The 13,917-nt window shown below is 71.1% G+C and carries 10 protein-coding genes; 9 read left to right on the plus strand and 1 reads right to left on the minus strand.

All coding sequences use genetic code 11. From position 1 onward, the window contains the following. Positions 1-73 precede the first annotated feature (73 nt). From SPRI_RS06845 to SPRI_RS06865, 5 genes are all read left to right on the plus strand, one after another. Positions 74-841: an AfsR/SARP family transcriptional regulator gene (locus SPRI_RS06845; protein WP_005309698.1), complete on the plus strand. Its 768-nt coding sequence runs from the start codon at positions 74-76 to the stop codon at positions 839-841. Positions 842-987: 146 nt separating this feature from the next. Then, on the plus strand, positions 988-1,677 hold the full coding sequence (locus SPRI_RS06850) for an SH3 domain-containing protein (RefSeq protein ID WP_037776052.1): 690 nt from the start codon (positions 988-990) through the stop codon (positions 1,675-1,677). Between the two features lie 116 nt (positions 1,678-1,793). Continuing rightward, positions 1,794-2,513 (plus strand): peptidoglycan-binding protein, encoded by a 720-nt coding sequence (locus SPRI_RS39200; protein WP_234020338.1) that lies wholly within the window; start codon positions 1,794-1,796, stop codon positions 2,511-2,513. Positions 2,514-2,523: 10 nt separating this feature from the next. After that, positions 2,524-3,216, plus strand: a complete 693-nt coding sequence (locus SPRI_RS06860; protein WP_005309706.1) for a peptidoglycan DD-metalloendopeptidase family protein — start codon at positions 2,524-2,526, stop codon at positions 3,214-3,216. A gap of 81 nt (positions 3,217-3,297) precedes the next feature. Beyond that, positions 3,298-4,770 carry a hypothetical protein gene (locus SPRI_RS06865; RefSeq protein WP_005309709.1) on the plus strand — a complete coding sequence of 491 codons (1,473 nt, stop codon included), beginning with the start codon at positions 3,298-3,300 and terminating at the stop codon, positions 4,768-4,770. Here the strand turns inward: SPRI_RS06865 and SPRI_RS06870 are convergent. Further along, positions 4,752-5,372, minus strand: a complete 621-nt coding sequence (locus SPRI_RS06870) for a dihydrofolate reductase family protein (protein WP_037773319.1) — start codon at positions 5,370-5,372, stop codon at positions 4,752-4,754. The two genes, SPRI_RS06865 and SPRI_RS06870, sit on opposite strands and share 19 nt — an antisense overlap. Positions 5,373-5,974: 602 nt before the next feature. On the opposite strand from SPRI_RS06870, the gene SPRI_RS38445 reads away from it, so the two are divergent. From SPRI_RS38445 to SPRI_RS06890, 4 genes are all read left to right on the plus strand, one after another. After that, positions 5,975-7,105: a hypothetical protein gene (locus SPRI_RS38445; protein WP_037773321.1), complete on the plus strand. Its 1,131-nt coding sequence runs from the start codon at positions 5,975-5,977 to the stop codon at positions 7,103-7,105. 236 nt (positions 7,106-7,341) lie between these two features. Beyond that, the gene (locus tag SPRI_RS06880; protein WP_037773323.1) at positions 7,342-8,409 is read left to right on the plus strand and encodes a WD40 repeat domain-containing protein; all 1,068 of its coding nucleotides are present in this window, start codon (positions 7,342-7,344) and stop codon (positions 8,407-8,409) included. Between the two features lie 6 nt (positions 8,410-8,415). Further along, a complete protein-coding gene (locus SPRI_RS06885; RefSeq protein ID WP_005309720.1) occupies positions 8,416-11,310 on the plus strand; it encodes a DUF6603 domain-containing protein in 2,895 nt (964 codons plus the stop codon). Between the two features lie 76 nt (positions 11,311-11,386). Beyond that, positions 11,387-13,906: a hypothetical protein gene (locus tag SPRI_RS06890; protein WP_053556764.1), complete on the plus strand. Its 2,520-nt coding sequence runs from the start codon at positions 11,387-11,389 to the stop codon at positions 13,904-13,906. Positions 13,907-13,917 lie beyond the last annotated feature (11 nt).

Below are 13,917 nucleotides of genomic sequence, written 5' to 3' on the forward strand. Positions count from 1 at the left end.
GGGCGGCTTCGCCGCTTGCACTCCTCGGGCGAGAGCCGGAAAATGAAAGACGACAGGCATCCTCTTCAGCAGGATGGCGGTCAGCGAGGCACTGTTGAGCGAGGCGATCAAACTGGCATCTCCCGCCCCTCGATTGTGGCTGCTCGGTCAGTTCCGGCTGGAATTCGGTGCCGAGCACGTCGAGCTCTGCCGGAACGCCCAGCGACTGCTCGCATTCGTCGGACTGCGAGGACGAGTGTCCCGCACGGTACTCGCCGGCCTGTTGTGGCCCGAGGTCACGGAGGAGCATGCCCGCGGCAGTCTGCGTACGACGCTGTGGAAGTTGCCGCGCGGTGATCAACCGCTGATCCGGTGCTGCGGGGACTGGCTCGTGGCCGCGGAAACCCTGCAGGTGGACGTGCACACGTTCACCGAGACGGCACTCGGCGTCGTCCAGGGCTACGGCTCCCCGCCCCCGGGCCGTCTGCCCTTGGGTCTGCTGCGAGGCGAGGACCTGCTGACCGGCTGGGACGAGGACTGGGTGCTGTTGGAGCGTGAACGCCTGCGGCAGTTGCGGCTGCACGCCCTCGACGCGCTGGCAGAGATGCTCGTCAGGCAGGGGAATCCGGCCCTTGCGCTGGAAGCGGCCTGGGCCGGCGTACGGGCCGAGCCGCTGCGGGAGAGCGGCCATCGGGTCGTCGTGTCGGTGCACCTCGCGGAGGGCAACGTCAGCGAGGCGGTCCACCATTACCAGGCGTTCCGCCGGTTGTTGAACGAGGAACTGGGGGTTGAACCGTCCCCTCAGTTCGCCCGGATGCTTCCCGTGCACCGGCAGGACCGCGCACTTCGTGACCGGCCGTGAGCCGGGTCCTCGGGCCGACGACGGCCGGTTGACGCCGTGCTGACACCACGTTCGTAACGTTGGCTTTGGAGGCGCGCCGGCATCGACCGTCGTTCCGCAACCGGGGGACGACGAAGTGCCGGGTCGACATCGACGAGGAGGCCACCATGTCGTGGCGCGTCGCGAACAGCCTGGAAACCCTTCGGCGGCAGCTCGACGCCCGCTTCCCCGGACGCAGCCTCGCCTTCGACGGCGGCATCGGGGACGAGGCCCACTGGGCGCGCGGCAGCGCCAGTGACCACAATCCCTGGTACGGGCCCGGCATCGTCACCGCCCGCGACTTCACCCACGATCCCGCTCACGGTCTCGACATCCAGCAGGTGGCCGACCAACTGCTCGAAACGCGCGACCCGAGGATCAAGTACGTGATCGCCAACGGCCGGATCGCCACCAACCGGAGCTGGCAGTGGGAGCCGTACGACGGTCCCAACCCGCACGACAAGCACTTCCATCTCTCCGTGGTGGCGGATCCGCTCTGCGACGACGCACAGAACTGGAGCGCCCCCGTCCTGGGTGAGACGCCGGACGACGGGGGCGGCGACGGCGTGGTCGGCAACTTCGTCACCTGGGGTACGAGCGTCAACGTACGGGCGGAGCCGCGAGTCGGGGCACCGGTCGTCACGGTGCTGTCGGGGCCGACGCGGGTGCTGGTGCAGTGCCAGACGCACGGCGACACGGTGAACGCCTCCGGCCACACCAACGACGCCTGGTCCTTCGTCCCCGCGCTCGGCGGCTACGTATCCAACATCTTCATCGACCACCCGGACGCCTGGCTTCCGGGCATCGGTGAATGCTGAACCGGCGCGGATCGTGTCCCGACGGCGAAAGCCCCGGCGGCACACCCGCACCGGCCCACCCCGCGGCCCCTTGAAAGCTGCGGCCTCCTGAAAGCGACGAGAGGAGGAGACCGGTCATGGTCGCCCTGTCCAGTGTCCGGTTCGGCATGAAGAACGAGGACGTGCGCACCGTGCAGAAGGCCCTGATCGCCCGGGGCCGCAAGATCCCGGACGGAGCCACCGGGCTCTTCGGCGAACAGACCAGGGCCGCCTACCGTGCCGAACAGATCGCCCAGGGCTTCACGGGATCGGACGCCGACGGTGTGCCCGGCTGCACGTCCCTCACCGCCCTCGGCCGTCACGCCGGCTTCACGGTCGACTGCACGGGCGCCGCTCCCGCCGCCGGGAACGGCGGGATCAGCCTCAGCCAGGTCACGTACCACGACCCCGACGACGACTCCGGTGAGGCGGCCATGCGGCGCTACGCCAAGAAGGCATGCGAACTGACGGGCATGGACCCGCGGTTCGGTGTCCCGGCGCTGACCACCATCACCCGGCGGGAGTCCGTCCACAACCACCCGAGGTTCCGGGTGAACGTGTCGGACGCCAACGCGCGGGGCCGGCTCGCCCCGGACGGCCACCCGCAGAACTGTTCCCGAGGCGCCACGCAGTGCGTCCCGGCGACGTTCGCCGCCTACCACCAGGCGGGCACGGCCACCACACCCTACGACGTGGTCGCGGACATGTGCGCGACGATCAACTACGTGCGCGACCGCTATGACGTGAACCGGTCGGGATCGAACTTCGCCGCCCGCGTACAGCAGGCGGACCCCGACCGGCCCGCCCGCGGATACTAAGGAGACCGCCATGGTCGCACTCTCCAACGTCCAGTTCGGCAAGAAGAACGCGGACGTCCGCACCGTGCAGAAGGCCCTGATCGCCCGGGGCCGCAAGATCCCGGACGGAGCCACCGGGCTCTTCGGCGAACAGACCAGGGCCGCCTACCGTGCCGAACAGATCGCCCAGGGCTTCAAGGGATCGGACGCCGACGGTGTGCCCGGCTGCGCGTCCCTCACCACACTGGGCCGTCACGCCGGCTTCAAGGTCGACTGCAAGGGCGCCCGGCCCGCCGCCGGCCGCGCGGCCCCCCCGAGCAAGGGCCACGTGAAGTCGCCCGTCCCCGGCCACAAGGTCACCTTCGAGTTCTTCTCCCCCGGTCCGTACGCGTGGAAGCCGGACGGTATCGGCCGGCACACCGGCCAGGACTTCGCCGCCCGGTCGGGCACCCCGGTGGTCGCCGTGCGCAACGGCACCATCGCCTGGTCCAACGGCGAGGGCGGCGCGTACGGCCAGTGGATCGGACTGCGTGGGGACAACGGGCACATCTACACCTACTGCCACCTCTCACAGCGGCAGGTGAAGCCGGGCCAGAAGGTGGCCGCGGGCCAGCAGATCGGAAAGGTGGGAAACACAGGAAACTCCACCGGACCACACCTGCACTTCGAGATGTCGAAGGGCCGTGAATGGGCCTACGGCCAAGTCGCCAAGCCCCGCTACTGACGCCGGGCCCCCGGCGATCATGCTGCGCTGGACGGTCCAACCTGGTTTGCACGGACCTGGGGCGAAACTGATCGTGGCCGCATGAACAAACCCAAGGTCGTCGTGCGGCCACCGGACAGCCGCGGCCTGCGCGAGGTCACCATGGGCGGCGAAACGGTAGGAAGCGCCTGGTCACTGCGGGAGTTACGCAAGGTTCTCCGTCGTCTCGGTCACCCCGAGGACGTGGATGTGGAGGACCGGTCGCTCATCATGTGGCTCGGCGGGGACAGCGGGACGTGGCCCGCCCGCACGGGGCGGCGGCGCTGGACCGTCGCGCTCATGACGACGGGGCTGCTGGGCTCGATGGCCCTGCTCGTCGCCGTGGGGATGCCGGATGCGATCGGGGCGCTGACTTTCGCCGGACGCGTCACCGGCTTCCTGTTCGCCTTCGCGGGCGTGGTGCAGGGCGTGGCGGCAGTGGCGGCCCTCGATTACTGGGGGAAGCGAAAGCTGAAATTTTCCGGAGCAGTGATCCTTCTGGGCGCGTTCATCGCGCTGGTCACCAATGGCCTGCTGCTCTTCATGTGGCTCCAGGAAAGGGAGTACACACCCTATGTGCTGACGTACCTTCCGCTCTGGTGCTGGTCCCTGTGGGCACTCCAACTGCTCATCAGGGAAAAGGCGTGGAGGGGTGTTCCGTATCCTAAGCAGTTCGCGGCCGGAGTGACGGCGACCACGCTTCTGGCCACCTTCAACCTGGCGTATTCCGCGCTCTACCAGCCGACGTCCGCTCCGGTCCTGTTCGACCTGAGCGTAAAGTTCGGGACACCGCACATGGATGCCGGCCGGCCCCTGATCCACCTCCCGGTGACCTTCCGGGCCCAGAATTCAGGAAAGGTACCGGCTTACATCACCAGCGACGGTTACGGGATCTACGGCGTCTCCGCCGAGTACGCGAGCGACGGGAGCGGTCTCCTGGAGTGGAGAAGGAGGATCGACGCCAAGTCGGACGGATCGAGCGTGGGGCGCTACATCAAGGATCCCATTCGGGAGACGATCAGCGCCGCCCCGTTCTACGGACCCGGAAAGTGGCTCGAGCCCGGCGAGCGATACACCCAGGAAAGGGTGATCCAGGTACCCACGTCGGCGAAGTACGACGTGATCGAGGCATACCTGACCATGACCCTCATGAGGAAGGACCGCGGGAGAATCGACGAGGAATTCTCGACCCCTCATCATTCCTGGCGGCCGAAAGAGAAACAGTTCTTCTGCTCCCCCCTTGAATGTGACGACCACATCATCCATCGCGGCAGAGTCCGCCACAACAACAACATGATCAACGTGACTCGCCAGCCCCGATACGTTCTCTCGTACTACGGGTGGAACGGAGCCGGCGGCGAATTCCGGTCGTACATCTTGTCGCACAAGCCCCGCGAAGTCCTCCGCTTCAAGAAAGAGGCGGCGGAAGAGGACGAAACAGAAAGGAAAAGATATGGCGTCGCTCTGGCCGAAACCATGACCGCCATCCCTTTCTCGCAGCTGCTGAACGCCGGCGGTCAGGACAGCACGCGGTAGGTCACGTGCGTGACCAGGCTTGCCGGCCGCGACGTCACCTGCTCCAGTTCCAGCGGCGGGACGCCCTCGAACAGCCGTGTGCCGGCGCCGAGCGTGAGGGGCACGATGTGCAGTCGCAGCTCGTCGACCAGACCGGCGGCGAGGTACTGGTTGATGGTGGTCGCGCCGCCCAGGACCGAGACATCTCCGTCGCCGGCCGCCGCTCGCGCGTGTGACAGTGCCGACGTGATTCCGTCGGTGACGAAGTGGTACGTGGTGCCGCCGTCCATCGGCTGCGGCTCGCGCGCGTGATGGGTGAGCACGAACACGGGCCCGTGGAACGGCGGATCGTCGCCCCACCAGCCGTTCCACCGCCGGTCCCACTCGCCACGCACGGGGCCGAACATGTTGCGGCCCATGATGAACGCGCCGGCTGCGGTCAGCCGGTCGACCTCGGCCCGGTTCTCGTCGGGAGTGTCGAACATCCAGGCGTGCAGCTTGTCGCCCGAGCCGTCGCCGCCGTCGTCGCCGAACGGGCGTTCCTCACTCTGGTGGAGACCGGCCGAGTACCCGTCGGCGGAGACCGTGATGTCGCAGACCACCCCGCCTGTTCGTCTGTTCATCGCCCTCTCCTCCTCGCACATGGGCGGCGAGCGTTGTCGCCTGCGGGCCGTGTGCGGAGCCAGGTTGGCCGACGCCGCCGCGGCCGCGTTGCAGAATGCGCCATACGGGTAAAGAGTGGAAATCGGATCCCTTGTGCACTGTTGAGCTGGAGATGACCTGGGAGCGGGTCCCGCTCTCAAGGGGCCGGTCCGCAACGGACAAGCCGACACCACCGAGAAGCGCATCTGGAACCATCATGGCCATAGTCGCCCGGCGCAACCTCTTCCGCTTGTTCGGGGCATCCGCGCTGGCCGCCTCGCTCGCACTTCCGGCAGGAGTGGTGAGCGCTGCGGAAGCGCCTACCGGCAGCGGTGACACGGCGGCAGCACCCGTGCAGACAACGCCCCCTCCCCCGCAGCCGGACGAACCGCCCCCGCCGCCGGACACGCCCCCGCCACCTCCTCCAGGGACCCCCACGCCTCCCCCGCAGCCGGACGAACCGCCCCCGCCGCCGGACACGCCCCCTCCGGGCGATACGACCACCCCGGGCGACACCGCCCCGCCGGGAGAAACGGACACTGACGGGCCACCAGACCCCGGAGAACCGGAACCGGGCGGAGCGGTGACCGGCGAACTGGCCCAGCAGGGCAAAGAGGTTGAAGCGGCAACCGCGAACCTGGCCGAGGCGGGCAAGAACGTCCCCGAGGAACTCGCGCCCGCCGTGGACAAGCTGACCGCCACGCTCAAGGCGGTGGAGGACCCGAGGACGCCACCGCAGGAGCGGGAAGAGGTCACCGAGATCGCGGAGCACGTGACTTCCGCCCTGGCGCGGATCGCCGACCCTGAAACACCTCGTGAGCTGCGGGAGCAGCTGACGGTGATCGTGCAGCAGGTGGCCTCCGCCCTCGCGGGCAGCCACGACCCGCAGGTGTCGCCCGAGCTGCGGGCCACCACCGTCTCGACGGCGGAGAAGGCGACTTCGGCCCTGGACCTGATGGGCGATCCCGGGACGCCCCCCGAACTCCAGGAGGAGCTGAACCTGATCCTTGAGCCGTTGACCGCCGTACTGGCTCAGGGAAGCGACGGCGTGTCCGGCCGATCAGCGAGTCCGGCGGAAATGCGACGGCTGGCGGGACCGGCGGCGGAAGTGGCCCGGGCGACGGAAATGGTCAGCGACCCGAAGACGCCTCCGCAGCAGCGGAGTGAGCTGGCGAGGGCCACAGCTCAGGCCGCCGCGACGCTGCCCGCGCTGAGTGATCCTGGGGGATCGCAGAGCGATCAGGCGAAAGCTCAGGAGGTCTTTCGTCAGAAGTCCGAAGCGATGAAGAAGGCGCAGGAGAAGGCAGCTTCCGCACGGGGCGTACCGGACGTACCACTCGGCGAGGCGGCCGAAGTGTGCACCAACGCCATATTCGCGACCGTCTCCGATCGTGCTCTCGGCCGGACCCTGCAGAACCTCCTTCCCCCGAAGTGGGAGAACCAAGGGGTTGAAGACTTCTGGAAAGCGCGCGAGAAGGAGGACGACTCGCTCGACGTCATGGCGCAGCTGCAGAACGGAGAGCACACCGATGCGCCGTTCGACGTGGGACAGCTCACCGCGCGTCTCGCCCAACTCGTGCCGGCGAAGAAGCTGTTCGGGCAGCTCGGCATCCCGGGGCTCCATTGTCTGCAGGCCGCTTGGCACCTCGACCGGCAAGGGATCGAGGCAGGGACCTGGGTCGAGATGGCCCAGCAGAAGAAGGGAGCCGCCTAGCGGGCGCCCGACCCGCGTCCGACGAGGCCCAACCGAGTGGATCTGCGGCCCCGGGTTCGCAGAGGCTCGCAGTGATCCCCCCGGTCACTTACGCTCATGACTGAGCGTGACGAGTGCACCACTTTTCGCCATCGTGATTCCGTCCGCCGTTCACGCGCCTCACCGGTCCGACGATCCGGACGATCCCACCCGCTGCCGGTCGGCCGGGCACGGCTCGGCACAAGGAGGAGCTGGTCATGAGTCAGCCGGGTACCGTGGCGCTCACGGTCGAGCATGACGGCTCGGTCCAGGCGATCGCGTTCAGCCCCGACAGCACCCGGTTCGCCAGCGGCGGCAGCGATTCCGTGCTGCGGGTGCGCGGGACCGGCGTCGGTGCGCCGCTGGACGTGCCGTGCGAGGGATCCGTGTCCGCCATCGCGTTCGGTCCGGACGGCGCCGCGCTCGCGGTGGCCGACTTCGAGCAGGTGTTCCTCCGCTCCGGCGCGACCGGGGCGGTGATCTGGCAAGGGCCGCTCGAGCCGGGCAGTTCGGTGAACACGGTGCGATTCGCCCCGGACGGAAAGGTGGTCGCGACCACCGACCAGGTTCTCGTCCTGCTCGACGGTGCGACCGGGGCGACGTCGCGGAAGATCACCGTGGACACGCCCCTAATCGCCGACGTCGACCTCAGCGCGGACGGCACCCGCGTCGTGCTGGCCATCGACGAACGTCACGGTGGCGACCACCGGAACGCCGGGTCCGCGCGGGTGCTGGAGCTGGCCACCGGCGCCGAGATCACGCGGCTGACCCCGGACGACGCGGTGCTCGCTGTCGCGTTCAGCCCGGACGCCTCCCTGGTGCTGTGCTGCGCCGCCGACGACACCACCCGGATGTTCCAGGCGGACGACGGGACGCAGTTGTGGCCGACGGCGGACGACGTCGAAGACCAGGTCACCGCGCCGAACTGCCTGGCGTTCGACCCGAAGGGCAAGTGGACCGTGGTGGGCGGCTCCGACGGGTTCGCCCGGGTGCTGGAAGCGGAGTCGGGGGTGGAGAAGGGCCGGGCGCCGAAGCTGGCCCCCGGTCTCCCCGACCCCGGCCTGGGTGCCGTCACGCATGTGGCCTTCGGACCGAACGGCAAGGTCGCGGCGAGCGCATCCATCGACAACGTGGTGCGCCTGTTCAACCTCGACGGCAAGGAGCGCTACGCGGTGCCCACCGACGAGGTGCTGGCGATGGAGTTCAGCCCGGACGGCCGCTGGCTGGGTATCGGCTCCTTCGGCCGTGCGCTGTTGATCGACAACGGTGAACCCGGGCCCGGGTGACGCGGCATGGACCCGAACGAACTCCTGAGCCAGGTCACAGGCCAACTGCGCGCGCTGGCCCAGAACGCGGTGGAGGGCCTCGTCCGTGAGCTGCCCGAGGAACCGTCGGCCGCCGGCACCGTACTGGCCGGACGGCTGCTCGCGGCGTACGACCGGCTGCCGCCGGGGAACTCGCTGGTGGAACTGGTCCGGGAGATGCTCGGCGACCTGGACGCCGGCTCGCCGGTGCGGCTGCACGGCTGGCGGCGGGCGCCCGGGGCGCCGCTCGGGGTGGCGCTGGTGCTGACCGACCCGTCCGGCGCGGCAGCCGGGCGTGCGGTGCTCGGGGTGACCCCTGGCGGGCCGCTGTTCGACGTGGTGGTCACCCCGGGGGCGGCCCTGTCCATGCCGCCGAAGGCCACGGGTCCGTGGAGTGCGGAGGCGACGATCGCCGCGCCGGGCGGCTGGGACGCCGCGTTCGGTCCGGGTCTGCCGCCCACGCCGCCTGGCGGCACCGCGACGATCCGGTTCCAGCGCACCGGCCGACTGGCCGCCGGTACCGCCGACGGGCCCGGGATCAGCGTCAACGGCATCGCGCTCACCGTGACCGCCGATCCGGGGACGCCGCCGGCCGTCGAGGTGGAGCTGCGCGAACTCGAGGCCGCCATCCTGCCGGCGGCGCTGGCCCGGCTGATCGGCGTCGGCGGGTCCGGCCCGATGGCCGGCGGTCAGGGGCCGGTCACCGTCACCGTCCGCGCGGACCGGGCGGGTGGACTGCGCTTCGCCGGTACGGGGGCGCTTCAGGCCCCGCTGCCGCTGCGCCTGAACGCTCCGGGTGTGCAGACCCGGGGGGCTGCCCTGGAACTGACCCTGGACGGCGGCGAACCACGACTGGCCCTGTCCGTGTCGGTCACGGCGGGCCTTCCGGGACTGCCGTTGCGGGCTTCGCTGGACAGGGCCGGCATCGACCTGCCGGTGGTGCTGTCACCGGCGGCCAGGCCGGGCCTCGATCCGCGGCGACTGCGCGAGCTGTTCCCCGACGGCATCGGCACCGAACTGAACCTGCCGCCGGTGTCCGGCGGCGGCGTGGTGCGGCGCACCCCCGACCAGGGCTACGCCGGGCTGATCTCGATCGACCTGAGTGTGCTGCGACTGCAGGCCGTCGCCCTGTTCCGGCCGCCGGTCGCGGGCGCCCCGACCAGTTTCCTGGTGCTGCTCTCCGCCACGTTCCCCGCTCCCGGCATCCAGTTGGGTCTGGGGTTCGCCCTGGACGCGGTCGGCGGGCTGGTCGGCGTCAACCGGCGCGTGGACGTCACCGCGCTGCAGCGGCTGGTGTGCGACGGCGACGCCGACCGGGTGATGTTCCCGGACCGGGCGGTGGAACGCGCCGGGGAGATCATCGAGTCGCTGGCCTCGGTCTTCCCGGTGGCGTCGGGCCGGGTGCTGGTAGGGCCGATGGTGCGCATCACCTGGGGCGGTCGGATGGTGTCGCTGTCCGGCGCACTGATCCTGGAACTGCCCGCACCGGTGCGGGCGATGCTGGTGGGGCGGCTCCTGGTCGGCCTGCCCGACCCGGTGGTGCCGCTGATCCGGCTGCAGGCCACCGTGCTCGGCCGGATCGACACGGCCGTCCCCGAATTCGAGCTGCTGGTGTCGCTGGCCGGGTCCTGGATCGTCGGACTGGCCGTGCGTGGCGAGATGTACCTGCTGGTGCGCGGCGGCCGGCAGCCGGAGTTCGTCATGTCCGCCGGCGGCTTCCACCCCCGCTACACCCGTCCCGCCGGGGTGCCCGCGCTGCGACGGCTCCAGGTGGACCTGGCCCCGGGCAACGGCTTCGGGCTGCGCATGGAGGCCTACTTCGCGGTCACGTCCAACGCGGTCATGTTCGGCGGCCAGGTGCAGCTGGAGGCGATGATCGCCGGCTGCGGGGTGCAGGGCTGGCTCGGACTGGACGCGCTGTTCGTCTTCGACCCGGTGTTCGCGTTCGCGGTGCACGTACGGGCCGGGGTGGCGGTCCGCGCCTTCGGCCGCCGGCTGGCGAGCGTCGGCCTGGACTTCACCCTGGAGGGCCCGGCGCCTTGGCACGCGTTCGGCACGGGCAGCATCTCGGTGCTGTTCTGGGACGTCGAGCTCGACTTCGACATCCGCTGGGGCTCCCCGCCGGCGGTCCCGCCGCGGGCGGGGCGCGATCCGCTGGAGCCGCTGCGTACCGCCGTCGGTCGGGCGAAGGCGTGGGTGGCGGAACGGCCGGCTGCCGAACGCACGGCGCTCGCGTTCACCCCCGCGGCGGTCGAGAAGCTGGCCAAGGGCGACATCGTGCACCCGGACGCGACCCTGCGGGTCAGTCAGGAGGTGCTCCCGCTGGGCGTGCCGATCTCCCGTTTCGAGCGTCGGCCGGTACCGGTGCAGAAATGGACGATCAAGGAGGTCACGCTCGGGACGCCGCAGCCCGCCGACGGTCTTCCCTCGCTGCCCGAGCGGTTCGTGCCCGGCGAATTCTTCGACCTGACCGAGGACCAGCAGCTCACCGAGCCCGCGTTCGTCCGCCACGCCGGCGGGGTGCGGGTGGGCACCGACGGCGCCCGGCTCGGCGCCGGTCACCGGGTCGACGACGGCTACGAGACCGGCTACGAGCCGCCCCTGCCGTCGCGGGAGTTCTCCCCTTGGCCGGGGCTCTTCCGCCGCGAGGCGGTGTACGCGCTCAGCGCCGCCGAGCGGCTGGAGCGGTGGCGCACACCCGAGGCGGCCGTCCGGGTACGCCCACCCACGATGAGCGTGGTCGCCGCCGACGACCTGCACCCCATGCTCGCGGACGTCTCCCTCGTCAACGCGACCGCGGACGCCTGGCAGGCGGTACGGGCGCAGCTCGGCGACCCGTCCGCGCCCGTTCAGCTCGTCGAGAGCTGGGAGCAGCGCACATGAGTCTCCTGTTGGGCACCGCAATGGTGAAGCGCCGGAGAGGCACGTCAGGGTCGCACGGCCCGAGCTGGAGCGATGCATGAGCACTCGATGGTTCTTCTCCTGCGCGCAGGTCGGTGCGGCGGCCGCGGCGTCGGGCCAGGCGCTGCAGACGTCGGTGCTGTTCGCCCGTGAGATCGGCGGCGAGGACAAGCGGGAGACGGCGGCGGGACCGACGCTGTCGCTGGTCGGGCCGGGGGACGTCCTCGGCTTCGACCGGGCGGTGGTGCTGCGCGAGGAGCCGCGGCCCGGCTCGGCCCCGGCGGCGGAGAACGTGCTGGCCGGCGTCGAGCTGGCGCACGCCGACCTGCCGTGGCTGCTCTCGCCGGGGCAGGCCACGACACCGTCCGGGCCGACCCCGCTGCCGTGGATCTCGTTGATCGTGCTGGCCGAGGACGAGGCGGCCCCGCCGCGCGCCGCCGGTCCGCTGCCGGTGCTCACCGCCCCGGTCGCCGCGCTGCCCCCGCCGGCCGAGCGCTGGGCCTGGGCGCACGTGGAGGCCCGCCTACCGGACAGCGTCACCGACCTCGCCGCCGCGCAGCAGCTGGCCATGCAGGGGGTGCGCAACCACTCGGCCGACGTCGTCGCTCGGCTGTTGTGTCCCCGCAAGCTGGAGCCGGACCGTGGATGGATCGCCGCGGTGGTGCCGGCCACCGCGGCCGGCCGGGCCGCCGGCCTGAACACGCCGCTGGTCGGGCCGGGTACGGCGGACGCCTGGCCTGCCGGCGACGGCGCCACTGTCGACCTGCCCGTCTACCACTGGTGGACCTTCCGCACCGCCGCGGCGGGCACGTTCGAGGAGCTGGCCCGTCGGCTGCGCTTCCGGCCGGCCGCCGAGGCCGGACTCGGCACCAGGACCATCGACGTGGGGCGGCCGTGGCCCGCCGAACAGGAAACCGGGCCGGCGAGTGTGGCGCTGGACGGAGCGTTGCGGGTGCCGGGGACGGCGGCGCCCGAGGTGTGGTCCGACACCGCCGCACAGGACCGGTTCCGGGCCCTGGCCCGGATGCGTCTGGACGCTCCCGCCCTGCGCCGCACCGAGACCGGATCCCCGGTCGAGGACCGGGACACCGCCGCTGTCGCCCCGCCGCTCTACGGCAGCCACCACACCGGCCAACAGACCGTGCCCGACGACCCGAACAGTTGGATGAGCACGCTCAACCTCGAGGTCCGCCGCCGGGTGGCCGCGGCGCTCGGCGCCCGCTATGTGCAGCTGGAGCAGGAGTTCCTGATGGCCAGGGCCTGGGAGCAGGTCGGCGAGATCCGGCAGGCGAACCGGCTGCTGGCCGTCGGGGAACTCGCCGCGGCCGCTGCCGAGCAGGCCCAGAGCAAGCACCTCGCGCCGCTGGACGTGGCCGACCTGGTCACCGTGATGGCGCCGGTGAGCAACCGGATGCCGCTGTCCGACGCCGTCGCTGGGCCCGTCGGAGCCCCGACCACACTGGCCACCATGCTCGCCGCGTCCCCCGTGCCGACCGGGGCGGCCGACACCTCCTTCGTACGGCTGACCCGCCGCAGTGGTGCGCTGGCCCGCCGCGCCGGGCGCGTCGCGACCGGCGGGGCCACCGTCGCCGGGGGACCCAGGCCGGTCATCGAGGAGCGGCTGAGCGAAATGGGACTGGTCGGAGCGGAAGCGCCCGAGGCCGGCCTGCCGGGCGAACTGCGCGCCGGTGTCGGCCCGCAGCGTCTGCAGCTCCTGCGGATGACCGACCGCATCCCCGCCGGCTTCTGGGCGCGGCGCAGCGAGAGCGAGGCCCGCCCGCTGCGGCCGATCATGGCGCACCCGAAGTTCACCGTTCCGATCGCCGAGGAACTGCTGGCCCGCTGGCCCGAGTGGGCGGTACCCGGGATCGGCGCGCTGCCGCCGGACTCGGTGACGCTGCTGGAGACCAATCCGGAGTTCGCCGCCGCCCTGCTCGTCGGGCTCAACCACGAGTTCAACCGGGAGCTGCTGTGGCGGGAGTTCCCCACCGACCAGCGCGGTACCCCGTTCGCCCGGTTCTGGCCCGGCGACGAAGCGGACGTCGACGAGATCGCCCGCTGGCCGCTGGACGCCCCGCTGGGCAGCGGACTGCGTACCGGCGGCGAGGGACACCTGGTCCTGCTCGTGCGCGGTGAACTGCTGCGCCGGTTCCCGGGCACCGCGCTGCTCGCGGTACGCGGCGAGGAGGGCAGGCTGCCCGCCGCGTTCGGCGGGTTGCCGGGCACCCCGCTGGCCCTGGACGAGTCCACCGTGCTCTACCTGTTCGCCGGTATCGACGAGCAACGGGCCCGCGCCGAGGACTGGTTCTTCGTGTTCCGCGAACCGATGCGCGGCACCCAGTTCGGTTTCGACTCCGGTCCGCCCGTCCCGCTGAAGACCTGGGCCGACCTCACCTGGAGCGGTGTCACCCTGGACGCCGCCAGGTGCGTCCGGCTCGCCCCGGCACCCGCCGTACCGGGCGAATTGCCGCCGGCCGATCCGCCGGTGTGGGGCCGCGACGCGGCCGACATGGCCCGTATCACCTTCCAACAGCCGTTCCAACTGGCCTTCAGGGCCACCACCTTGCTGGGCGGCTGATCACCGTGTCG

Source organism: Streptomyces pristinaespiralis, assembly GCF_001278075.1.
GTDB classification, from domain to species: Bacteria; Actinomycetota; Actinomycetes; order Streptomycetales; family Streptomycetaceae; genus Streptomyces; species Streptomyces pristinaespiralis.

What these genes read in the sequence shown, in the direction of transcription:
- SPRI_RS06845 (WP_005309698.1), top strand. Translation starts at nt 74, where the DNA reads ATGGCGGTCAGCGAGGCACTGTTGAGCGAGGCGATCAAACTGGCATCT.
- SPRI_RS06850 (WP_037776052.1), top strand. Translation starts at nt 988, where the DNA reads ATGTCGTGGCGCGTCGCGAACAGCCTGGAAACCCTTCGGCGGCAGCTC.
- SPRI_RS39200 (WP_234020338.1), top strand. Translation starts at nt 1,794, where the DNA reads ATGGTCGCCCTGTCCAGTGTCCGGTTCGGCATGAAGAACGAGGACGTG.
- SPRI_RS06860 (WP_005309706.1), top strand. Translation starts at nt 2,524, where the DNA reads ATGGTCGCACTCTCCAACGTCCAGTTCGGCAAGAAGAACGCGGACGTC.
- SPRI_RS06865 (WP_005309709.1), top strand. Translation starts at nt 3,298, where the DNA reads ATGAACAAACCCAAGGTCGTCGTGCGGCCACCGGACAGCCGCGGCCTG.
- SPRI_RS06870 (WP_037773319.1), bottom strand. Translation starts at nt 5,372, where the DNA reads ATGAACAGACGAACAGGCGGGGTGGTCTGCGACATCACGGTCTCCGCC.
- SPRI_RS06880 (WP_037773323.1), top strand. Translation starts at nt 7,342, where the DNA reads ATGAGTCAGCCGGGTACCGTGGCGCTCACGGTCGAGCATGACGGCTCG.
- SPRI_RS06885 (WP_005309720.1), top strand. Translation starts at nt 8,416, where the DNA reads ATGGACCCGAACGAACTCCTGAGCCAGGTCACAGGCCAACTGCGCGCG.
- SPRI_RS06890 (WP_053556764.1), top strand. Translation starts at nt 11,387, where the DNA reads ATGAGCACTCGATGGTTCTTCTCCTGCGCGCAGGTCGGTGCGGCGGCC.